Source organism: Pseudomonas protegens (assembly GCF_013407925.2).
GTDB classification, from domain to species: Bacteria; Pseudomonadota; Gammaproteobacteria; order Pseudomonadales; family Pseudomonadaceae; genus Aquipseudomonas; species Aquipseudomonas fluorescens_AP.
On record NZ_CP060201.1, the window covers coordinates 2,185,714 to 2,208,211 of the forward strand.

Below are 22,498 nucleotides of genomic sequence, written 5' to 3' on the forward strand. Positions count from 1 at the left end.
CGAGCCCGCTCCCTCGCCACATCAACCATCGGAGCCCCCGAATGAAGCGTCTGGTTGCCACTAGCGCCCTGCTCGCTCTGCTCACCGGCTGCGCCACCAGCCACGTCATCGACCCTCGGGGCTATGACGAAACCGGCACGGCCTCCTATTACGGCGCTCGCCACCACGGCAATCGCACCGCCAGCGGCGAACCCTTCGACCAGAACGGCCTGAGCGCCGCCCACCGCGAACTGCCCTTCGGCACCCGGGTGCAAGTCACCAACCTGAGCAACGACAAGAGCGTCGTGGTCCGTATCAACGATCGTGGCCCGCACACCCGCGGCCGCCTGATCGACCTATCCCGCGCTGCCGCGCAACAGCTGGACATGCTGCGCAGCGGTACCGCCAAAGTACGGGTCCAGGCCCTCAGCGACTGACCGACGGAGCCCAAGCCATTACCGCCTTTGCCGAATTGCCCCTGCTCAGCCTGATCCAGCTCATCAGCGGCCTGGTGATGCTGATCGCCGGAGCCGAACTGCTGGTACGCGCCGCCGTGCGCTTGTCGGCACGCCTGCGGGTGCGCCCGCTGATCATGGGCCTGAGCATCGTCGCCTTCGGCAGCAGCGCGCCGCAAATGGCCATCAGCCTGCAGGCGACCCTGGCCGACAACACCGATATCGCCGTCGGCAGCGTGATCGGCAGCAGCATCTTCAACATCCTGGTGATCCTTGGCCTCTCGGCCTTGATCATTCCCCTGCGGGTGTCGCGACAGCTGGTGCGCCTGGATATCCCGCTGATGATCGGTGCCAGTGTGCTGGTGTTCGTCCTGGCCTATAACGAACGCCTCACCCCCTCCGACGGCCTGATCCTGCTGGCGGCCCTGCTGCTTTACCTGGTTCTGCTGCTGCGCCAATCCAGGCACCCGGCTCGCCCGCCGTTGCCTTGCGCCACCAACCGCCGCGGTAGCGCCCCGCGCCTGAGCAGCATGCTGCTGGTGCTGCTCGGTCTGGGGCTGCTGGTGTTCGCCGGTCACTTGCTCCTGGGGGCTGCGGTCACCGTAGCCGACGACCTTGGCTTGTCGGAACGGGTCATGGGACTGACCGTGATCGCGGTCAGCACCTCCCTGCCGCAACTGGCCACCTCGCTGCTCGCCGCCCTGCGGGGCCAGCGGGACATTGCCGTGGGCAACGTGATCGGCAGCAACCTGTTCAATCTGCTGGGCGTACTGGGCTTCACGGCGCTGGTCGCGCCGAGCCCGCTCTCGGTTTCGCCCAATGCCCTGGACTTCGACCTGCCGGTGCTGCTCGCCGTGGCCGTGCTGTGCCTGCCGGTGTTCTATTCGGGGTATCGCATCACCCGCGCCGAAGGCCTGCTGTTTCTCGGGCTGTACCTCGCCTACGGGCTGCACGTGGTGTCCTTCACCACCGGCATGCCCCTGGCCGGCAAGCTGGAACACTTGATGCTGTTTTTCGTCCTGCCAGCGCTGGTAGCGTTTCTGCTGTTCAGTTCGCTACGGGCCTGGCGCCGCCAACACAAGAGAGAAGCGCCATGAGCGAGAACAAGAAAAGCGGACTGCAAATGCGTCGCCAGGTGATGGGCGATGCCTTCGTCGATCGCGCCCTGGGCAATGCCACCGAGTTCACCCAACCACTGCAGGACTTCGTCAACGAGCATGCCTGGGGTGGGGTGTGGAATCGTGAAGGACTGCCGCTGAAAACCCGCAGCCTGATCACCCTGGCCACCCTGACCGCCTTGAAGTGTCCGCAGGAGTTGAAAGGCCATGTACGCGGGGCCTTGAACAATGGTTGCAGCGTGGAAGAGATCCGTGAAGCCTTGCTGCATTGCGCGGTGTACGCCGGAGTGCCGGCGGCCATCGATGCGTTTCGCGCGGCCCAGGAAGTGATAGACACCTATCAGCAAGCGCAGTGAACCCGCTATTCGCCGCCAAGCCGGCTCCTACCCCCGCCCAGTAGGCGCCGGCTTGGCGGCGAACAGCCTCAGATCCAACCGCCCCACTGCAAGACAAAGATCCCGATGTTGGTGGTCACCGCCGCCATCACTGTGGTGATCACGATAATGGCCGCCGCCAGCTCATGATTGCCATTGGCCGCCCGGGCCATGACAAAGCTCGCCGCCGCGGTGGGGCTGCCAAAATACAGAAACAGAATCCCCAGCTCCGCGCCGCGAAAACCGCACAGCCACGCACCGAAGGTGGCCAGCGTCGGCAGGCTGACCATCTTCAGCAAACTCGAACTCATGGCCATCCGCCCGCTGTTGCGCAAGGCCGCCAGGGACAGGGTGCCGCCAATGCAGATCAACGCCAGCGGCAGTGACATCTGCGCCAGATAGCGGCCCGAGGTTTCCAGCCAGCCGGGCAGGCCGATCTGCCAATAGGCGAACGGCGCGGCCACCAGCACGCTGACAATCAACGGATTGCTGAACACGCTCTTGCAGATGCTCCAGGGATCGGACTTGATCACCGGGCTGTAGACCGCCAGGACAACGGTCGACAGGGTGTTGTAGAACAGAATCACCAGCGCCGCGAGCAACGCCCCCAGGGAAATCCCGTAATCCCCGTACATGCTGGCCGCCAGGGCCAGGCCGATGATCGCGTTATTGCCGCGAAATGCCCCCTGGGTATAGATCCCCCGATCCTCCTTGGGACAGCGCCAGATGGCCCAGCACCAGGCCAGGACGAAACAGACCAGGGTGGCCACACAAAAGTAGATCAGCACCCCGGGTTTTAGCGAGGCATGCAGGTCGGCGTGAACGATGCCGAGAAACAGCAACGCCGGCATGGTGACATTGAAGACCAGGGCCGACGCCGTATGAATGAAGTTGTCGTTGATCCAGCCGACCCGCTTGAGCATCAGCCCAAGAAACAACATGGCAAAGACCGGCGCAGTGATGCTCAAGGTTTCGAAGAAGATTGCCAGCATGCGCGGGGGGACCTTGAGCCTGTCGTTAGGGCGCTAATGATAATCCAATCGAGCAACGCCGTCGCAATGGGCTTCTTGACGCCCGATGATTTTCAATTATGCTGAAAAACAACTGTATATACATACAGTCAATCCAAGCATAACCATGACATATCAAGGAGCTAGAAATGTCAGGAATCTCTGCACAGATGCAGCAACAATCACAACCGGCGGGCCAGATCATTGCCGACCTGGATCGCCTGTTCAGCGAACAGGGCATCGCCATCAACGGCGATGGCGACACCCTGGTACTGACAGCCGACGGCCACCACACCGTCAAGTACCACCGCCCACAAGACCCTCCCCAGCCGACGCCCAACGCCCGCAAGGCCTTGCCTCAATTGCGCTTCGAGGGAGGCGAACACACCGCCATCGGTGACAGCACCTTGCTGCGCTTCGTCAAGGATGGCCCGGCCATTCCGGCCTGGCAGGTGGAACTGCACCTGCCCAACGGCCTGGCCCTGACCTACGGCCAGGTGGTGGCCCTGGGGGGCGACTTCTACGGCATTCCCGAGCAACCCATCTGCGAAGGCGCCACCGCCGCCGAGCGGGTGCAGCGTTTCAACGCCGCCTTCAATTCCCTCGCGGTGCTGCCGGCGTCCAGGGACGAGGCCCGGCAGATCCTGGCCGTGATGCAGAAGGAAGTCCTCGCCGCCAATCAGGCGATCCGCGATGGCAAACAGCCCCATGAAGCCTACGACGCCCTGGGCGATACCTTGTCCGAAGAGTGGAACCGGATAACCGGTGGCGGCAGCGTGGTGTCCGCCCTGTTTCCCCTGGGCCGCTACCTGAAACTGGCGGCCAACAACGCCGACCACTTTGGCGAATGGGCCCTGGCAGCCTATGTCGCCGGGCACACCGCAGCCCTGCAGCAAGCCGCTCTGGCCGGCAAAACCGCGGACGACAAGCAGCTGGAACTGGCCTACGCGATGAACGCCTTCGCCGACCACTTCCTCACCGACCTGTTTTCCGCCGGCCATGTACGCGTGCCACGCAAGCAACTGGCCGCGGTGGTCACCCCCAGCGACCTGGGCTCGTTGATCACCCGCTTCATGCACGACGAGGACAGCAAGTTCGGCCTCAATGTCAGCAACGCCCTGGGCGAGCGCTGGCATGCCTACGGCGACAAGCGCTACTTCGACAGTGTCGATCAGCGCAATCGCCAGCAAGTGAAACAGGCAGTCCAGCGTTCGGCGGACGAGATCTTCGCCTGCTACCTGAGCGGCCAGTTGCCGGCTGCCGGCAGCTACGGGGCGCTTCAGGCGCTGCCGGATCTGAACGCGGCGAAAACCGGCAATTTCTCGCCGCTGTTCGTGATGAGCGGGGACAAAGTGCTGCGCAGAAGCGACGTCAACAACCTCAACGACAGCAAGACCATCGACAACTGGTGGGGCTGGAGCACCTACCTGCTGCTGAAGAACTACAGCCCGAACAAACCGGCAGGCTATCTGGACACCCCAAGCGCGGTGCCGACGATCCTGGTCGATGGCTGGCAGAGCCACACTCCCAGCGCGCCCAACTGGCTGCCAGGCCAGGCCGTGCGTTATGCCCTCAGCGAAACCAACGGCTTGAACGAGTCCTACATCGGCCCCTGGTCGGCCTATGTGGAACTGAGCGACAGCTTCCAGCCCACCCTGGACATTCCGCCCGGCACCAGCAACAGCAGCGCCACCGGACGCAATGTCTTCCGTCAGTTCCGCGCAGGCTCACCGGAGCTGATCGGCTCCATCGACAAGAACACCAGCCGCTTCATCGATCGCAACGCCTGATAAGGACATCACCATGACTATCAAACTGAACCTGCAACTGGCCTCGGGCCAATCCCTGAACGACGCACCGCTGGAGCTGTTGCTCAACGGCGCGCCTATTGCCCGAGCGCGCGTGGATGAGCATGGCAAGGTGGCCTTCAACGCCAAGCCGGGAACTGGCCAACTGGCCGTGCGTGTAGACCGCTCGATCCTGCACTCGTCCTGATCGCCCTCTGTTGGAACGGGCTTGCCCGCGAAACGGCCTCAGCCCCATGGCGACCCCATGAGCCTGGGGCCAGCGCCGCCCTGGCAGGCGGCTTGCGACAGGATTAGAGCGTCAGGGAGCCACTGCCGCCCTGACGGCAACGCCGTCAAGCGGTGACAGCCTGCTCCCGCAGATGCCCCTGCTCGATGCGCACATGCCGCGGGTGGAAGCGCTTGAGACTGCTGCGGTGACCGACACTGACAATGCTCAAGCCCGGCAACTGATCGATCAGTGCCTGGTACAGGCAGGCCTCGTCTTCCTCATCCATGGCCGAAGTCGCCTCGTCCATGTACAGCCACTGCGGCGCATAGAGCAGCGCCCGGGCAAAGGCCAGACGCTGCTGTTCACCCGGGGACAACATGCGTTGCCAGTGATTGCTTTCGTCCAGGCGTGCAACCAGGTGCGGCAGGCGGCAAGTCTCCAGGACCTGCGCATAACGCTCCTGGGGGTAGCTGTCGCCCGGCTGTGGATAACTCAAGGCTTCACGCAGGCTGCCAATGGGCAGGTAAGGTTTCTGCGGCAGGAACAGGTAGCGCTGATTGGGTAGCAGAATGCTGCCGTGCCCCGTCGGCCATAACCGGCCCATGGCGCGCAGCAGGGTGCTCTTGCCACTGCCGGAGCGGCCACTGAGCATCAACCGCTCGCCGGGATTCACGGTCATCTGGGCTCCGGCCAGCAGATGGCGGCCGTCTGCCAGGTCCAGGCTCAGGTCACGCACTTGCAATTGCTCGCCCTGGTGCTGCACGTCGATTGCCGGCGGGCACTCTTCGTTTTCGCTCATGGCCTGGCGAAAGCTCAGCAGACGATCACAGGTGGCGCGCCAGGCGGCCAGGTCCGAATAGGCGCTGATGAACCAGCTGAAGTTCTCCTGGACGTTGCCGAAGGCCGAGTTGATCTGCATCAGCTCGCCCAGCTCGATCTTGCCGGCGAAGTAGCGCGGCGCGGCGACGATGAACGGGAAGATGATCGCGATCTGACCGTAACCGGCGGTGAAAAAGGTCAGGCGCTTGGACACCTTCATGATGTCCCAGAAGTTGTGCCAGACCTTGCCGAAGCGGCTGCTCAGGCGCTGATTCTCGTTTTTCTCACCGTCATACAGGGCAATGCTCTCGGCGTTCTCCCGGACCCGCACCATGGAAAAACGCAAATCGGCTTCAAAACGTTGTTGCTGGTTGTTGAGGCCGATCAAGCGACGCCCGATCAAGTGGGTCAGCCAGCTGCCGACCGCCGCATACACCAGCGCACACCAGAACATGTAGCCGGGAATGGTGTAGCCGAACACCTCGATGCTGCCGGACACGCCCCACAGGATGATCGAGAACGACACCAGGCTCACGATGTTGCGAATCAGCCCCAGGCCCAGGGACAAGGTATTGCTGGTGAAGCTGTTGAGGTCTTCGGAAATCCGCTGGTCCGGGTTGTCGGTGTAGCCGCCCTGCTCCAGCCGATAGTAGTTCTTGTTACCGAGCCAGCGGGCAAAGTGCCTCTCAGTCAGCCAGGCCCGCCAGCGGATGGTCAGCATCTGGGTCAGGTAGAGACGATAGACCGCCCCGAGAATGGCCACCGCGGCGATCCCGCAGAAATACAGGATCAGGCTCCAGAACGCCGCTTCGTCCTTTTTCTGCAAGGCGTTGTAGAAGTCCTTGTACCAACTGTTGATCCACACCGAGATGGCCACGCTGAACAGCGACAAGCCAATCACGGCAATCAGCAGCAGCCAGGCCTTGCCCTTCTCCTCGCTGCGCCAGTAAGGCGTGATCATGGCCCAGACCCGTCGGAAGAATTGACCGCGCACAGCATCGTTGACCGCAGAGTATTCAGCGTTCTGATTCATCGTTGAGGCTCGATTGGAAAGAGGACAAGCATTGAGCCGATCTTAGTAGATCGGCTCGCTTTTTCACGATGCCCGGCGGACATTCGTTCAGTCGCGGTTCAGCGACGGACGGGGCGCTTCTGCAATTTGCGCTGCAAGGTGCGGCGATGCATGCCCAGCGCACGGGCAGTGGCGGAGATATTGCCTTCGTGCTCGGTCAGCACGCGCTGGATGTGCTCCCATTGCAGACGGTCCACGGACATCGGGTTTTCCGGCACCAGGGTGTCCAGGTCGGCGTGTTCGGAGAGCAGCGCGGCCAGCACGTCATCGGCGTCCGCCGGCTTGCACAGGTAGTTGCAGGCGCCGCGCTTGATGGCCTCCACCGCTGTCGCGATGCTCGAGTAGCCGGTGAGGATCAGCACACGCATTTCCGGATCCAGCTCCAGCAGCTTGGGCAACAGCACCAACCCGGAGTCGCCGTCCATCTTCAAGTCCAGCGCGGCGTAGTCCGGCAGATCCTGCTGGGCGATGCTCAGGCCCTCTTCCGCGGAACCTGCGGTACTGACGCGAAAACCCCGCCGGCTCATGGCCCGGGCCATGACCCGGGTAAAGGTGGCGTCATCGTCCACCAGCAACAAATGCGGCAGTTCTTCGCCTTCGACTTGGATCTCTTCACTCATGGTCGTCTCCTCGGGCGGCACGAGGCAGGCGCAGCTCAGTGAGCGTTCCGCCTTCCTCATGACTGTAGAGTTTCACTGAGCCGCCAGCACGGGTCACGCTGGCCTTGCTCAAAAACAGGCCCAGGCCGAAGCCTTTGCCCTTGGTGGTAAAAAACGGCTTGCCGATCTGCTCGGCGATGGCCAAGGGTACTCCGGCGCCGTGGTCGCGAATACTGATGGTGAGGTTTTCCGCATCCCAGTCCAGGCGCACTTCCAGGCCTTCGGCACAGGCATCGGCTGCATTGTTCAACAGATTGAGCAAGGCCTGGGTCAGGTCCGGCGGCGGCGCCAGGCGCGGCACCGGCCCCTCTCCCAGCAGATGAAAGCGGTAGCTGGCCTCGGGGCGCATCAGGTGCCAGCGATTCAAGGCTTCGTCCAGCCACTGGGTGACTTCCTGCATCTCTACCGCCATACGGCGATTGGCCTCGGCGGCGCGCACCAGTTGCTGCAGGGTTTCCTTGCACAACTTGACCTGGTCCTGGAGCACGCTGAGGTCATCCTGCAACAGCGGGTCGGGATGGTCCTGGCGCATCTCCTTGAGCAATACGCTCATGGTCGCCAGCGGCGTACCCAGCTCATGGGCGGCGCCGGCGGCCTGGGTCGCCACGGCCAGCAATTGCTGATCCCGCAGCCCCTCTTCGCGGCGGATCGCCCGCAGCTCTTCCTGGCGGCGCAGCTCTTCGGCCATGCGCGCGGCGAAGAAGGTGATCACCGCCGCCGCCAGGGCGAAACTCAGCCACATGCCGTACACCTGCAGGTTTTCCCGGGCGATGGGGAAGGTCTGCAAGGGATAGAAGCGGGCCAGCAGCAAGGTGTAGAGCGTCAGCGCGATGCCCGACAGCACCACCGAATAGCGCCAGGGCAAGGTCACCGCGGCAATCGTCAGGGGCACCAAGTAATAGGAGACGAAGGGGTTGGTGGAGCCCCCGGAGAAATACAGCAGCACGCTGTGGATAAACAGGTCACAGGCCAGCTGCAGGGCATATTCCAGCTCCGTTACCGGCCATGAGGTGCGCAGGCGGATGGCCGTGAAGGCGCAGAGCACCATGGAAAACATCAGGGTCACACCCAGCTGCAGCCAGGGCAGGGGCAACAGATCCAGCCAATAGGCGAGCCCTACCGAACCGGCCTGGGCGGCCAGCACCAGGGTGCGGATGAAGGTCAGCCGCCAGAGATTCTGACGGGTAGCGGACAGCAATTTTAAGGGGGCGAGCATGAGCTCTCCTGATGAGCGCTCCAGGGCAATCGGCGGGAGTATAACCAAGCAGCCCCCGACGCAGGCAAAACTGCGGCAAAGCGTCACAGAAAAACAGTTGCAAGCTGCAAGCATTCAGCTACAAGCCTAGTGGCTTGCCGCTTGCGGCTTGAAACTTGCCACGGCCTTGTCGGTCTGAAGGTTTCACGCAGGTCGGGATCAACCCTGTGGACCGCACTCAAGGAGTTTCCATGCCGCATTTCAGTCGCAGCCTCGCCCTTCTGGCCCTCAGCGCCGGCACGCTCACCAGCCTGCCCGCCCTGGCCGCCGATGAACTGCACTACAACCAGATTTCCCTACGCGCCGAAGTCAGCCAGGAAGTGGCCCGCGACCTGATGATCGTGACCCTCTACAGCGAATCGCAGAACAGCGACCCGGCCAAGCTCGCAGCAGAAATCACCACCGCCATGAACAAAGCCCTGGAGCAGGCCCGCCAGGTCAAGGACGTGACCCTGCGCCAGGGCAGCCGCAACAGCTATCCGATCTACGACGGCAAGGGCCAGAAGATCACCGGCTGGCGTGAGCGCGCCGAGCTGCGCCTGGAAAGCGCCGACTTCGCCGCCCTGTCCAAGCTCACCGGCGAGCTGCTGGGCGACCTGAAAATGGCCGGCATGGACTTCGCCATCGCCGATCCGACCCGCAAGGCCAGCGAAGATGCCCTGCTCAAGGATGCGGTCAAGGCGTTCAAGGCCCGCGCGCAACTGGCCACCGAGGCCCTGGGCGGCAAGGGCTACAAGATCGTCAACCTGAACCTCAACAGCAACGGTTATCCACAGCCCTATCTGCGCGCACCGATGATGATGAAGGCCGCCAGCATGGACTCGGCACCAGTGACCCCGGAAGTGGAAGCCGGCACCAGCCAGGTCAGCATGACCGCCGATGGCGCCATCGAAGTGCTGATGCCGTAATCTTTTCCCGGCCTCTTCCAGCGGCGATAACCTTCTACAGAAAGGTTATCGCCGTTTTTCATTACCTACTATTTCAAGCCGGACCCGGGGAACTCGGCTCGGTGATGTTAGAGTTACGACCCCGGTACCGGGCCAGTCAGAGGTGACTGACGTCCACAGGGTATAACCGCGCCTATCCAATAAGAGTCTCGACAATGACCGCAGATCGCATCGGCGAACGCCTGCGTCGCTATCGCCGCGCCGCCAAGAAAACCTTGCGTCAGATCGCCAGTGAATCGGGACTGACCGCCAGTTTCCTCTCCCAGGCAGAACGCAACCTCACCGGGGTCTCCATCTCCTCCCTGGTGAACATTGCCAAGTCGCTGAACGTTCCCCTGAACGCCCTGTTCGACCAGCCGATCCAGGCACAGCCCGACTCCCACGACGGCAAGCGGGTGCGCTACACCATCGAGGGCCAGCCTCTGGCCTACGAGCGGCTGTCCAGTTCCTTCCCCGGCAACCTGATCAACGCGGTGAAGATGAACATACCGGTGGGTTATCAGTCGGAGCTGATCTCCCATGACGGCTCGGAGTTTTCCTACGTGCTTTCCGGGCAGATCGTCTACACCATCGAAGGTCAGCAATACCCGCTCAGTGCCGGAGACTCGGTGCACTTCGACGCGACCAAGAGCCATTTCCTGGCCAATGCAGGCCATGGCCCGGCGGAAGTGCTGACCGTCACCACCATGGGCCTGTTCGACGATCATTCGGCGGCCTGAGCCGACTCCACAGCCGCCCATGGCGCCTCACACGCGGCACTGTGCCGTAGAGAAATGTTAGTCAGGCTTAATTTTCGTTGACCACGATTTCAGCATGACTTAATTTCGGCATCGGCGAATCGACAATCAACCATATAACAAGCGATCGCCGTCGCCGCACAGGGTCCATGGGGCTGGCTCAACGCCCCATAGCAAGGCGAATTGCCACGGCCCACAAGGCCAATCCTCAGATCTGCCCTAGAAGAAGAAAAAATGAGGTTTGCATGTGTAAGACCTTTGCGCTTCAGGTTTGGCAAACAACGAGGCTGACCCAGCCCAGCGGACGCTCGAACGCCTTCCGCAACCTCCACAGTGACAACCTCACTGCGAGCCAAGACTCCCACACCGCCGACGATGCGCTGTTCACCCGCCATCGCCTGCAAGGTCCCGGGCATCCGTCTCCCACGGCCTCCCCTAACCCAGCGAACGCCGTCATCCGCTCAAGCGAATGCGTCGAGCCCCTGTGTGCGCCAGCCACGGCCTGGCGGCTCCGACACAAGCCGGTCGGCACCTGCGCCAGCCAAGCACCGATTGGAGGCGCGGCCCGCCCTGGCGGCCCAAGAAAAAGGCGACGTATGCAGCAGAAACAACCCGCGCAAACGATCAAATGCGTCAAGTTTTATACAAATGCGTCATTCCTGTACGTTCGTTCCACTCTTTGAGGCTTGTGTCCGCCCCGCATCTTGCATTGGGTACGGGGCCTGCATAAGTATCGGCGGGTCGACTCACAAGGTCGCCCTCTACTCCAAAAATGACAACAAATCATGAGGCCACCATGTTCAAGAAAGCAGTCCTTCCGTTTTTAGTCAGCGCCGGCTTGCTTGCCAGTGCCCCCTTCGCCCAGGCGGCGACTAACCTGGTGTTCTGCTCTGAAGGGAGCCCGGCCGGTTTCGACCCAGGCCAGTACACCACCGGAACCGACTTCGACGCCTCAGCCGAAACCCTGTACAACCGCCTCAGCCAGTTCGAACGTGGCGGCACCGCCGTCATCCCGGGCCTGGCCACCAGCTGGGACATCTCGGACGACGGCCTGACCTACACCTTCCATCTGCGTGAAGGCGTCAAGTTCCACACCACGCCCTACTTCACCCCGACCCGTACCTTCAACGCCGATGACGTGCTGTTCACCTTCAACCGCATGCTCGACAAGGACATGCCGTTCCGTAAGGCCTACCCCACCGAATTCCCGTACTTCACCGACATGGGGATGGACACCAACATCACCAAGGTCGAGAAGCTCGACGACAAGACCGTCAAGTTCACCCTGAAGACCGTGGACGCCGCGTTCATCCAGAACCTGGCCATGAGCTTCGCCTCGATCCAGTCCGCCGAGTACGCCGACAAGCTGCTCAAAGAAGGCAAGGCCAGCGACATCAACCAGAAGCCGATCGGCACTGGCCCGTTCGTGTTCAAGAGCTACCAGAAAGACTCCAACATCCGCTACACCGGCAACAAGGACTACTGGAAGCCTGAAGACGTGAAGATCGACAACCTGATCTTCGCCATCACCACCGACCCATCGGTGCGCATTCAAAAGCTGAAGAAGAACGAATGCCAGGTGACCCTGTTCCCGCGTCCGGCCGACCTCAAGGCGCTCAAGGAAGACAAGGACCTGAAGATGCCTGAACAGGCCGGCTTCAACCTCGGCTACATCGCCTACAACGTGATGCCGGTGCTCAAGGGCCGTACCGACGCCAACCCGCTGGCCGACCTCAAGGTTCGCCAGGCACTGGACATGGCCGTCAACAAGCCGCAAATCATCGACTCGGTCTACCAGGGCGCCGGCCAGCTGGCGGTCAACGCCATGCCACCGACCCAGTGGTCCTACGACACCACCATCAAGGACGCCAAGTACGACCCTGAGAAAGCCAAGCAGTTGCTCAAGGAAGCCGGCATCAAGGAAGGCACCCAGATCACCCTGTGGGCCATGCCGGTACAACGCCCCTACAACCCCAACGCCAAGCTGATGGCGGAAATGCTGCAGTCCGACTGGGCCAAGATCGGACTCAAGGTCAACATCGTCAGCTACGAGTGGGGCGAGTACATCAAGCGCTCCAAGGGCGGCGAGAACCAGGCCATGATCATTGGCTGGAGCGGTGACAACGGTGACCCCGACAACTGGCTCGGCACCCTGTTCGGCTGCGATGCGCTCAATGGCAACAACTTCTCGAAATGGTGCGACAAGCCTTACGACGCGCTGATCAAGCAAGCCAAGGCCACGTCGGATGTGGCCAAACGCACCGAGCTGTACAAGCAGGCGCAACACATCCTCAAAGACGCCGTTCCGATGACACCTATCGCACACTCGACGGTGTTCCAACCCATGCGCGCCAACGTGCAGGACTTCAAGATCAGCCCCTTCGGCTTGAACTCCTTCTATGGTGTCAGCATCGGCAAATAAGGCCCGGCAACGGCGGCGTCCCTGACGTCGCCGTTGTTTTACCGGCCCGCACAGTAAGCACCCGGCCTACCTTCGACATACCGCCTCGGCAAAGAGCGGTCCCGCGAATTTACAGCCGATTCTTACAGGGCTTTCAGGCACAGCGGATATACGCCCCGGCCTTCGACCCTTAACGTCGAGGCCAGGCAAGGCTGCGTCTGTCGGCGGACCTTTGCTACAGCCATGGTTTGGCATCAATGACCTGTACAGGCTCCAGGAAGGAGCCAGGGTCGATTGATCATCACAACAAAAAATGGAGATGGACCGTTATGCGTCATTCCCTGATTTTCTCGGCCCTGGTAGGGAGCAGCCTGCTGGCCGCCAGCGCTACCGGCGGCGCCGCCGAGCGCAGCCTGGTGTTCTGTTCCGAAGGCAGCCCGGCGGGCTTTGACACGGCGCAATACACCACCGCCACCGACAACGACGCCGCCGAGCCGCTGTACAACCGCCTGGTGGAATTCGAGAAGGGCGCGACCAACGTGCTGCCCGCCCTGGCCAAAAGCTGGGACATTTCCGAGGACGGCCTCACCTACCGCTTTCACCTGCGTGAAGGGGTGAAGTTCCACAGCACCCCGTACTTCAAGCCCACCCGCGACCTCAACGCCGACGACGTGCTGTTCACCTTCAACCGCATGCTCGACGCCAATCACCCATTCCGTAAGGCCTACCCGACAGAGTTTCCCTACTTCAACGGCATGAGCCTGAACAAGAACATCGCCAAGGTCGAGAAAACCGATCCGCTGACCGTGGTCATGACCCTCAATAGCGTGGACGCGGCGTTCATCCAGAACCTGGCCATGAGCTTTGCCGCGATCCTCTCCGCCGAATACGCCGAGCAACTGCTCAAGGCCGGCACCCCGAGCCTGATCAACCAGAAGCCCATCGGCACCGGACCGTTCGTGTTCCAGCGCTATCAGAAAGACTCGCAGATCCGCTACGCCGCCAACCCGCACTATTGGGACCCGAGCCGGGTCAAGCTCGACCGGTTGATCTTCGCCATCAACACCGACGCCTCGGTACGGGTGCAGAAGCTGCGGGCCGGCGAATGCCAGGTGACCCTGCACCCGCGCCCCGCGGATATCGATGCGCTGAAAAACGACCCAAAACTGCAAGTCATCGAGAAGCCCGGCTTCAACCTCGGCTACATCGCCTACAACGTGCAACACAAACCCTTCGACCGCCTCGAAGTGCGCCAGGCACTGGACATGGCGGTGAACAAGCCCAGCATCCTCAACGCCGTGTACCAGGGGGCCGGCCAGCTGGCGGTCAACGCCATGCCACCGACCCAGTGGTCCTACGACGAAACCATCAAGGACGCGGCCTACAACCCGGAAAAGGCCCGCGAACTGCTCAAGGCCGCCGGGGTCAAGGAAGGCACGGAAATCACCCTCTGGGCCATGCCCGTGCAGCGTCCCTACAACCCCAATGCCAAGCTGATGGCGGAAATGCTGCAGTCCGACTGGGCGAAGATCGGCCTCAAGGTGAAGATCGTCAGCTACGAATGGGGCGAGTACATCAAGCGCACCAAGAATGGCGAACACGACATCAGCCTGATCGGCTGGACCGGAGACAACGGCGACCCGGACAACTGGCTGGGCACCCTGTACAGCTGTGACGCCATCGGCGGCAACAACTACTCCATGTGGTGCGACCCGCAGTACGACAAGCTGATCAAGCAAGCCAAGCTAGTGACCGACCGCCAGCAACGCACCGAGCTTTATAAACAAGCCCAACAGCTGCTCAAGCAGCAGGTGCCGATCACGCCGGTGGCCCACTCGACGATCAGTCAGCCATTGAGCGCGAAAGTCGAGGGTTTCAAGGTCAGTCCTTTCGGCCGCAACACCTTCTCGGGTGTCAGCCTGGCCCCATAACCGATGAGTCAAAACCTTGAGGACGATTTTCGTCCTCACGTAGGCGCTTTGCCTGAATTCGGCGATCAAGCCGCATGCAAACGTTTGCGATGCCGTGAATGAGTTCCAAAAACCAGCCGGCCGAAAAAAACCGGCATCTAAAAAAGAAAATAAAGGAGCTTCACCCATGAAACTGAGCAGCAGCGCATTGTTAGCCTTAGCTATCAGTAGCATCACCGCCACGGCCTATGCGGAGAACGTCAGCCAGGATTTCGTCCCGACTGTACAGAACAGCACCAACGCCCAGGCTGAGGCCAAGGGTTTCGTCGAAGGGCAGAGCCTGTCGGGCACCACGCGCAACTGGTACGCCAACGAGCTGAAACGCCGCAATGACCGTTTTTCGTACAACCACAATGGCGTCGATACCTCGACTCCGCGTCGCATCAACTGGGTCCAGGGCACCATCCTCAACTACAGCTCCGGTTTCACCGAAGGCACCGTGGGGGTCAGCACCGAAGTCGCGGCCTACAACGCCATTGCCCTGGATCGCGACCGCAAGGACATCGCCGGCAAGAACAACCGCACCCTGACCCATTCCGACGGCGACGCCGTGGGCCAGTGGAGCAAGCTCGGTCTGGCCAACGTCAAGTTCCGCGTATCCAACACCACCCTGACCGCCGGCCGGCAGAACTTCAGCACGCCGATCGTCGACGTCATCGGCAACCGTGCGCTGCCTTCGAGCTTCGAAGGGGTGAGCATCCACAGCGAAGAGTTCAACAACCTGTCGTTCGATGCCGGCACCTTCGACCGGGTATCGCCACGGACCGAACAGAGCCTGTCGAAATTCCGTTCCGAGTACACCAGCAACACCGCCGAGACTGACCGCGTGAGCATCGTCGGCCTCAACTACCAGCCGCTGAAAAGCCTGAAGACCAGCCTCTACGCCTCCAAGGTGGAAGACTTCTGGAACCAGTACTACTTCGGCGCCACCCACGAGCTGGGCGACAGCTCGGTGCTGAGCCTGACCACCGGCCTGAACTACTACAAGACCGTCGACACCGGCAAGAAAGAGATGGGCGAAATCGACAACGATACCTACTCCCTGTCCATGGGGCTGACCCACCAGGCCCACAGCCTGACCTTCTCGTACCAGGAAGTCAGCGGCAACGAGTACTTCGACTACCTGCACGAAACCAACGGCATCTACCTGGCCAACTCCCTGCTCTCGGACTTCAACGGCCCGAACGAGAAATCCTTCCAGATCGCCTACGGCCTGAACATGGCCGAATACGGCGTGCCTGGCCTCAAGTTCAACGTCTACCAGGCTCGCGGCTGGGGCATCGACGGCACCCACTACACCGGCAGCGCCTACGGCGGCATCAACTCCGAAGGCAAACTCTACGGCGTGAGGACCATGGATGGCGAAACCCACTACGAATACGGCATCGGCGCCTCCTACGCCGTGCAGAGCGGGCCACTCAAAGCCACCGCGATCCGTGCCACCTACACCACGCACCGCGCCAGCAAGAACCAGGCCGACGGCAACATCAACGAGTTCCGCCTGGTTACCACCATCCCGTTCAACATTCTCTAAGCCACCAGTTGAAGGGCGGGTTCATGACGAATCCGCCGTTCAAGCTAATCTGGTTCAATCGATTGCAGAGGGTTCCTGATGAACATGCTTCCCCTGAAAGCGGCCATTGGCGCCGCCCTGCTGAGCGCCGCCCTGGGCGCCACAGCCAAACCCTTGGTGGTCTGTACCGAAGCCAGCCCGGAAGGCTTCGATATGGTCCAGTACACGACTGCAGTCACGGCCGACGCAGTGGCGGAAACCATCTTCAACCGGCTGGTGGACTTCAAGCCCGGCACCACTGACATCGAGCCCGCCCTGGCCGAGTCCTGGGACATCAGCCCGGACGGCCTGCAATACACCTTCCACCTGCGCAAGGGTGTCAAGTTCCACAGCACCGACTACTTCACCCCGACCCGCGACATGAATGCCGACGACGTGCTCTGGAGCTTCCAGCGCCAGCTGGACCCGAAGCACCCCTGGCATGACAAGTCCAGCGTGGGCTTCCCCTACTTCGAAAGCATGGGCTTCAAGGAACTGCTCAAAAGCGTCGAAAAGACCGACGAGCACACCGTGGTCTTCACCCTGACCCGCCGCGAGGCACCGTTCCTGGCCGACATCGCCATGGCCTTCTCATCGATCTACCCGGCGGAATACGCCGACAAGCTGCTCAAGGAAGGCAAGACAGCCGACCTCAACAGCAAGCCCATCGGCACCGGCCCCTTCATTTTCACGCGTTACGCCAAGGACGCCCAGGTCCGCTTCAAGGCCAACCCGGACTACTTCCGCGGCAAGCCACCGGCCGACCCGCTGGTACTGGCGATCACCACCGACAACAACGTGCGCCTGCAGAAGCTCAAGGCCAACGAGTGCCAGGTTGCCCTGTACCCCAAGCCCGATGACATTCCCAGCATCAAGGCCGACCCCAACCTCAAGGTCGACGAACTGGCGGCCATGACCACCGGCTACATCGCCATGAACACCACCCGCCCATACATGAGCGACGTGCGGGTACGCAAAGCCATCGACATCGCCTTCGACAAGGAAGCCTACGTCAACAGCCTCTACGGCAAAGGCAACGCGCTGATCGGCACCGGCCCTTACCCGCCGACCCTGCTGGGCTTCAACAACAGCCTGAAGAATCCGCCCCGGGATCTGGACAAGGCCCGGGCCCTGCTCAAGGAAGCCGGGGTGCCGGATGGTACGGTGATCACCCTGTTCACCCGCAACGGCGGCGGCCCGACCAACCCCAATCCCCTGCTGGGCGCGCAGATGATGCAGGCCGACCTGGCCAAGATCGGCCTCAAGCTCGATATCCGCGTCATGGAATGGGGCGAGATGCTCAAGCGTGCGAAAAACGGCGAACACGATATGGTGTCGGCCGGCTGGGCTGGGGATAACGGTGACCCGGACAACTTCCTGACCCCGAACCTGAGTTGTGACGCAGCGAAAAACGGCGAAAACTACGCCCGCTGGTGCAATAAGGAGTTCCAGCAGCTGATCGACCAGGCCCGCGCCGACGCTGAACCTGCCAAGCGCGCCGCGCTCTATGAAAAAGCACTGCTGGTTTTCCAACAGGACCAACCCTGGATTCCCATGGCCTATCCGAAAATGTTCACCGCCATGCGCAAGAACGTCGAGGGTTACCACCAGAGCCCCCTGACCACCAACAACTTCGCGACCACCCAAGTGAAGTGATAAGAAACGCCCGCCGCCCTTGACCCCAAGGGTGGCGGGTACGCCTAACCGGCTGATTGAGGTACTTCAGAAGATGTTTAGTTTTATTGCCCGCCGTGTGGGGTTGTTGATCCCCACATTCTTCGGCATCACCTTGCTGACCTTCGCCTTGATACGCATGATTCCCGGCGACCCCGTGGAAGTCATGATGGGCGAGCGTCGGGTCGACCCCGAGATGCATGCCCAGGCAATGGAACGCCTTGGATTGAACAAGCCGCTGTACGCCCAGTACCTGGACTACATCGGCAAGCTGGCCCACGGTGACCTGGGTGAATCCCTGCGCACCCGCACCAGCGTGTGGAGCGAGTTCACCTCGCTGTTCCCCGCGACCCTGGAGCTGTCCATGGCCGCCCTGCTGTTCGCCGGCATCATCGGGCTGCTGGCCGGGGTGATCGCCGCCCTCAAGCGAGGGTCACTGTTCGACCACGGGGTGATGGGCATCTCCCTGGCGGGCTATTCGATGCCGATCTTCTGGTGGGGCCTGATCCTGATCATGTTCTTCTCGGTGAGCCTGGGCTGGACCCCGGTGTCCGGGCGTATCGACCTGCTCTACGACATCGAGCCCAGAACCGGCTTCATGCTCATCGACACCCTGCTGGCCAAAGACACCGACGCCTTCTTCGACGCCCTGCAGCACCTGATCCTGCCGGCCATCGTCCTGGGCACCATTCCCCTGGCGGTGATCGCGCGGATGACCCGCTCCTCGATGCTCGAAGTGCTGCGCGAGGACTACATCCGCACCGCCAAGGCCAAGGGCCTGTCGCCGGCGCGAGTGGTATTCGTCCACGGCCTGCGCAACGCCTTGATTCCGGTACTGACCGTGGTCGGCCTGCAAGTCGGCACCCTGCTGGCCGGGGCGGTCCTGACAGAAACCATCTTTTCCTGGCCGGGCATCGGCAAGTGGCTGATCGAAGCCATCGGCGCCCGCGACTATCCCGTGGTGCAGAACGGCATCCTGCTGATCGCCTGTCTGGTGATCATGGTCAACTTCGTGGTGGACATCCTCTACGGCTTTGCCAACCCACGCATCCGTCATCAGCGCTGAGATCAAGACTAATGAGCACTCCAACTTCCTCAGTAGCAGTCGATCAAAGCCTGCTCTATCCGTCCGTGTACAAAGAATTCTGGCAGCACTTCTCGCGCAACAAGGGCGCGGTGGCCGGCCTGCTGTTCATGCTGCTGATCGTGTTCTGCGCGCTGTTCGCCCCCTGGGTGGCGCCGCACAACCCCAGCGAGCAATACCGCGACTTCCTGCTGACCCCGCCGGCCTGGCTCGAAGGCGGGCAGATGCAGTTCCTGCTGGGTACCGATGAGCTGGGCCGCGACCTACTGTCGCGACTGATCCAGGGTTCGCGCCTGTCGCTGCTGATCGGCCTGTCGTCGGTGGTGATGTCGCTGATCCCGGGAATCCTCCTGGGCCTGTTCGCCGGTTTCTTCCCGCGCTTGCTCGGCCCGACCATCATGCGCCTGATGGACATCATGCTGGCCCTGCCCTCGCTGCTGCTGGCCGTGGCGATTGTCGCCATCCTCGGCCCAGGCCTGATCAACACCGTGATCGCCATCGCCGTGGTGTCCCTGCCCTCCTATGTGCGCCTGACCCGCGCCGCGGTGATGGGCGAGATCAACCGCGACTACGTGACCGCCGCGCGCCTGGCCGGTGCCGGCCTGCCGCGCCTGATGTTCATCACCGTGCTGCCCAACTGCATGGCGCCGCTGATCGTCCAGGCCACCTTGAGCTTCTCCTCGGCCATCCTCGACGCCGCCGCCCTGGGCTTCCTCGGCCTGGGCGTACAACCGCCGACTCCGGAGTGGGGCACCATGCTGGCCTCGGCTCGCGACTACATCGAACGCGCCTGGTGGGTGGTGAGCCTGCCGGGCCTGACCATTTTGCTCAGCGTGCTGGCAATCAACCTGATGGGCGACGGCCTGCGCGATGCGCTGGACCCGAAACTCAAGAACGCCGCCTGAGGAGATTCCCATGTCACTGCTCGAAATCAAGAATCTCAATGTCCGTTTCGGCGACGCCACGGCGGTGCCGGTGGTCGATGGCCTCGACCTCAAGGTCGACAAGGGCGAAGTGCTGGCCATTGTCGGCGAGTCCGGCTCCGGCAAGTCGGTGACCATGATGGCCCTGATGGGCCTGATCGAGCACCCCGGCATCGTCACCGCCGATGCCTTGAGCTTTGACGGTCGCGACATGCTCAAGCTCAGCGCCCGCCAGCGCCGGCAGATCGTCGGCAAGGACCTGGCCATGGTCTTCCAGGACCCGATGACCGCGCTCAACCCCAGCTACACCGTGGGCTTCCAGATCGAGGAAGTGCTGCGCCTGCACCTGAAAATGTCCAGCAAGGCCGCGCGCAAGCGTGCCATCGAACTGCTGGAGAAGGTCGAGATCCCCGGCGCCGCCAGCCGCATGGACGCCTACCCGCACCAGCTGTCCGGCGGCATGAGCCAGCGAGTGGCGATCGCCATGGCGATTGCCGGCGAACCCAAGCTGCTGATTGCCGATGAACCCACCACCGCCCTGGACGTGACCATCCAGGCGCAGATCATGGAACTGCTGCTCAACCTGCAACAGGAACAGAACATGGGCCTGGTGCTGATCACCCACGACCTGGCCGTGGTCGCCGAAACCGCCCAGCGCGTGTGCGTGATGTACGCCGGGCAAGCCGTGGAAGTCGGCCAGGTGCCGCAGCTGTTCGACATCCCCGCGCACCCCTACAGCGAAGCGCTGCTGGCGGCGATTCCCGAGCACAGCCTGGGCGCCACCCGCCTGTCGACCCTGCCGGGTATCGTCCCCGGGCGTTACGACCGGCCCCAGGGTTGCCTGCTGTCGCCGCGTTGCCCCTACGCCCAGGACAACTGCCGCCAGCAGCGTCCAAGCCTTGATCCGCAAGCCGCCAGCCTGGTGCGCTGCTTCTATCCGCTGAATCAGGAGGTGGCGTAATGGCCGTCGTTCTTACCGCCCGCGACCTGACCCGTCACTACGAAGTGTCCCGAGGCCTGTTCAAGGGCCACGCCACCGTGCGCGCCCTCAACGGCGTGTCCTTTGAGCTGGAAGCCGGCAAGACCCTGGCCGTGGTCGGCGAGTCGGGCTGCGGCAAGTCCACCCTGGCCCGGGCCCTGACCCTGATCGAAGAGCCGTCCTCGGGCTCGCTGAAAATCGCCGGCCAGGAAGTCGCCGGCGCCGACAAGGCCCAGCGCAAGCAGCTGCGCAAAGATGTGCAGATGGTGTTCCAGAGCCCGTATGCCTCGCTCAATCCGCGGCAGAAGATTGGTGATCAACTGGCCGAGCCGCTGTTGATCAACACCAAGCTGTCGGCCGCCGAACGCCGGGAGAAAGTCCAGGCGATGATGAAACAGGTGGGCCTGCGCCCCGAGCATTACCAGCGCTACCCGCACATGTTCTCCGGCGGCCAGCGCCAGCGCATTGCCCTGGCCCGGGCGATGATGCTGCAGCCCAAGGTGCTGGTGGCGGACGAACCGACCTCGGCCCTGGACGTGTCGATCCAGGCCCAGGTGCTGAACCTGTTCATGGACCTGCAGCAGGAATTCAACACCGCCTACGTGTTCATCTCCCACAACCTGGCGGTGGTGCGTCACGTCGCCGACCAGGTACTGGTGATGTACCTCGGCCGGCCGGTGGAAATGGGTCCCAAGGAGGACATCTACACCCGCCCTCTGCACCCCTACACCCAGGCCCTGCTGTCGGCGACCCCGACCATTCATCCAGACCCGGACAAGCCGAAGATCAAGATCGTCGGTGAACTGCCCAACCCGCTGAACCCGCCACCCGGCTGCGCCTTCCACAAGCGCTGCCCCTACGCCACCGAGCGTTGCAGCGCTGAAGAGCCGGCCCTGCGCCCGCTGGACAACCGGCAAGTGGCCTGCCACTACGCCGAGCAATTCGTGCTGTAGCGGCCATGAAAAAGGCGCTTGCGAATACCTCCGCAAGCGCCTGAACCTTGTTCGACCCGCCCCTGGCGACGGATTGCGCATCAGTCCGTCGCTGGGGGTTTCTTTTAGCCCTGACTGTCGCCTTCGCCCTCGTCGGTGGTCTGATCGTCATCGCCTGAACTGCCACCCTGGCCTTGATCGCCCGGCTCCGAGTCGGACTTGGCAAGCATCTGCACCGGTGCGCCATGGCTCGACTGATAGCCCGGCTCTTTCACCTGCATCAGGTTGTGGGCCCAGGCCGCCGAGGTTCCGAGCGACAGCATCACCAGCACTTTGATCAACAGCACAACGCGTTGGAAAATTCTCATGGTCGATTCCATCCCTTCATAGGTGAATCTGCGAAGGCTGCGCGCCCTGCCGTACAGTGGCCACAGCACTGTCTGAAACCTAGTCGCGATCTCCCGGCTTTTCCAGATAGCCCCCTATCGATACCCGGGCCATCCAAGCCCTTCCGACTAACGGCGCTCCCTGAAAAACACCAC

20 protein-coding genes are annotated in these 22,498 nt (G+C 62.3%); 15 read left to right on the plus strand and 5 right to left on the minus strand.

Going from position 1 to position 22,498, the window contains the following annotated elements:
• Positions 1-41: 41 nt before the first annotated feature.
• From GGI48_RS10305 to GGI48_RS10315, 3 genes are read left to right on the plus strand one after another with little or no spacing between them, the layout of a single operon-like run.
• Positions 42-416, plus strand: a complete 375-nt coding sequence (locus tag GGI48_RS10305; RefSeq protein ID WP_016963430.1) for a septal ring lytic transglycosylase RlpA family protein — start codon at positions 42-44, stop codon at positions 414-416.
• Between the two features lie 50 nt (positions 417-466).
• Positions 467-1,531: a calcium/sodium antiporter gene (locus GGI48_RS10310; protein WP_080962994.1), complete on the plus strand. Its 1,065-nt coding sequence runs from the start codon at positions 467-469 to the stop codon at positions 1,529-1,531.
• The gene (locus tag GGI48_RS10315; protein ID WP_047301762.1) at positions 1,528-1,908 is read left to right on the plus strand and encodes a carboxymuconolactone decarboxylase family protein; all 381 of its coding nucleotides are present in this window, start codon (positions 1,528-1,530) and stop codon (positions 1,906-1,908) included. The genes GGI48_RS10310 and GGI48_RS10315 overlap by 4 nt, the downstream gene beginning before the upstream one ends.
• A 68-nt stretch (positions 1,909-1,976) precedes the next feature.
• On the opposite strand, the gene GGI48_RS10320 is transcribed toward GGI48_RS10315, so the two are convergent.
• The gene (locus GGI48_RS10320) at positions 1,977-2,918 is read right to left on the minus strand and encodes an AEC family transporter (protein ID WP_179598147.1); all 942 of its coding nucleotides are present in this window, start codon (positions 2,916-2,918) and stop codon (positions 1,977-1,979) included.
• 167 nt (positions 2,919-3,085) lie between these two features.
• On the opposite strand from GGI48_RS10320, the gene GGI48_RS10325 reads away from it, so the two are divergent.
• Both GGI48_RS10325 and GGI48_RS10330 read left to right on the plus strand, forming a co-directional pair.
• The gene (locus tag GGI48_RS10325) at positions 3,086-4,726 is read left to right on the plus strand and encodes a phospholipase (protein WP_179598149.1); all 1,641 of its coding nucleotides are present in this window, start codon (positions 3,086-3,088) and stop codon (positions 4,724-4,726) included.
• Positions 4,727-4,739: 13 nt separating this feature from the next.
• Entirely contained in the window at positions 4,740-4,931 is a 192-nt protein-coding gene (locus GGI48_RS10330) for a hypothetical protein (RefSeq protein ID WP_179598151.1), read from the plus strand.
• A 145-nt stretch (positions 4,932-5,076) separates the two neighbouring features.
• Here GGI48_RS10330 and GGI48_RS10335 read toward each other — a convergent pair whose 3' ends face one another.
• The 3 genes from GGI48_RS10335 to GGI48_RS10345 all read right to left on the minus strand — a co-directional run bounded on the left by GGI48_RS10335 (position 5,077) and on the right by GGI48_RS10345 (position 8,718).
• Complete coding sequence (locus tag GGI48_RS10335; RefSeq protein ID WP_179598152.1) at positions 5,077-6,804, minus strand: ABC transporter ATP-binding protein/permease; 1,728 nt, start codon at positions 6,802-6,804, stop codon at positions 5,077-5,079.
• 98 nt (positions 6,805-6,902) lie between these two features.
• Positions 6,903-7,463: a response regulator transcription factor gene (locus GGI48_RS10340; RefSeq protein WP_016968400.1), complete on the minus strand. Its 561-nt coding sequence runs from the start codon at positions 7,461-7,463 to the stop codon at positions 6,903-6,905.
• Positions 7,456-8,718, minus strand: a complete 1,263-nt coding sequence (locus GGI48_RS10345) for an ATP-binding protein (RefSeq protein WP_179598153.1) — start codon at positions 8,716-8,718, stop codon at positions 7,456-7,458. Before GGI48_RS10345 ends, GGI48_RS10340 begins: the two co-directional genes overlap by 8 nt.
• A 230-nt stretch (positions 8,719-8,948) precedes the next feature.
• On the opposite strand from GGI48_RS10345, the gene GGI48_RS10350 reads away from it, so the two are divergent.
• The 10 genes from GGI48_RS10350 to GGI48_RS10395 all read left to right on the plus strand — a co-directional run bounded on the left by GGI48_RS10350 (position 8,949) and on the right by GGI48_RS10395 (position 21,977).
• Positions 8,949-9,665 (plus strand): SIMPL domain-containing protein, encoded by a 717-nt coding sequence (locus tag GGI48_RS10350; RefSeq protein WP_016968402.1) that lies wholly within the window; start codon positions 8,949-8,951, stop codon positions 9,663-9,665.
• A gap of 194 nt (positions 9,666-9,859) precedes the next feature.
• A complete protein-coding gene (locus tag GGI48_RS10355; RefSeq protein ID WP_016968403.1) occupies positions 9,860-10,423 on the plus strand; it encodes a cupin domain-containing protein in 564 nt (187 codons plus the stop codon).
• A gap of 814 nt (positions 10,424-11,237) precedes the next feature.
• Positions 11,238-12,863, plus strand: coding sequence for an ABC transporter substrate-binding protein (locus tag GGI48_RS10360; protein WP_016968404.1), 1,626 nt, complete (start codon positions 11,238-11,240; stop codon positions 12,861-12,863).
• A gap of 308 nt (positions 12,864-13,171) precedes the next feature.
• The gene (locus GGI48_RS10365; RefSeq protein WP_179598155.1) at positions 13,172-14,773 is read left to right on the plus strand and encodes an ABC transporter substrate-binding protein; all 1,602 of its coding nucleotides are present in this window, start codon (positions 13,172-13,174) and stop codon (positions 14,771-14,773) included.
• A gap of 166 nt (positions 14,774-14,939) precedes the next feature.
• Positions 14,940-16,346 carry an OprD family porin gene (locus tag GGI48_RS10370; RefSeq protein WP_016968406.1) on the plus strand — a complete coding sequence of 469 codons (1,407 nt, stop codon included), beginning with the start codon at positions 14,940-14,942 and terminating at the stop codon, positions 16,344-16,346.
• A 78-nt stretch (positions 16,347-16,424) separates the two neighbouring features.
• Entirely contained in the window at positions 16,425-18,020 is a 1,596-nt protein-coding gene (locus GGI48_RS10375; protein ID WP_179598157.1) for an ABC transporter substrate-binding protein, read from the plus strand.
• A 73-nt stretch (positions 18,021-18,093) separates the two neighbouring features.
• Entirely contained in the window at positions 18,094-19,104 is a 1,011-nt protein-coding gene (locus GGI48_RS10380; RefSeq protein ID WP_047301743.1) for an ABC transporter permease subunit, read from the plus strand.
• An 11-nt stretch (positions 19,105-19,115) separates the two neighbouring features.
• On the plus strand, positions 19,116-20,027 hold the full coding sequence (locus GGI48_RS10385) for an ABC transporter permease subunit (RefSeq protein WP_016968408.1): 912 nt from the start codon (positions 19,116-19,118) through the stop codon (positions 20,025-20,027).
• A gap of 10 nt (positions 20,028-20,037) precedes the next feature.
• Complete coding sequence (locus tag GGI48_RS10390) at positions 20,038-21,006, plus strand: ABC transporter ATP-binding protein (RefSeq protein WP_179598159.1); 969 nt, start codon at positions 20,038-20,040, stop codon at positions 21,004-21,006.
• Positions 21,006-21,977 (plus strand): peptide ABC transporter ATP-binding protein, encoded by a 972-nt coding sequence (locus GGI48_RS10395; RefSeq protein ID WP_047301741.1) that lies wholly within the window; start codon positions 21,006-21,008, stop codon positions 21,975-21,977. The genes GGI48_RS10390 and GGI48_RS10395 overlap by 1 nt, the downstream gene beginning before the upstream one ends.
• 104 nt (positions 21,978-22,081) lie before the next feature.
• Here GGI48_RS10395 and GGI48_RS10400 read toward each other — a convergent pair whose 3' ends face one another.
• On the minus strand, positions 22,082-22,324 hold the full coding sequence (locus GGI48_RS10400; protein ID WP_042942222.1) for a hypothetical protein: 243 nt from the start codon (positions 22,322-22,324) through the stop codon (positions 22,082-22,084).
• Between the last annotated feature and the right edge of the window lie 174 nt (positions 22,325-22,498).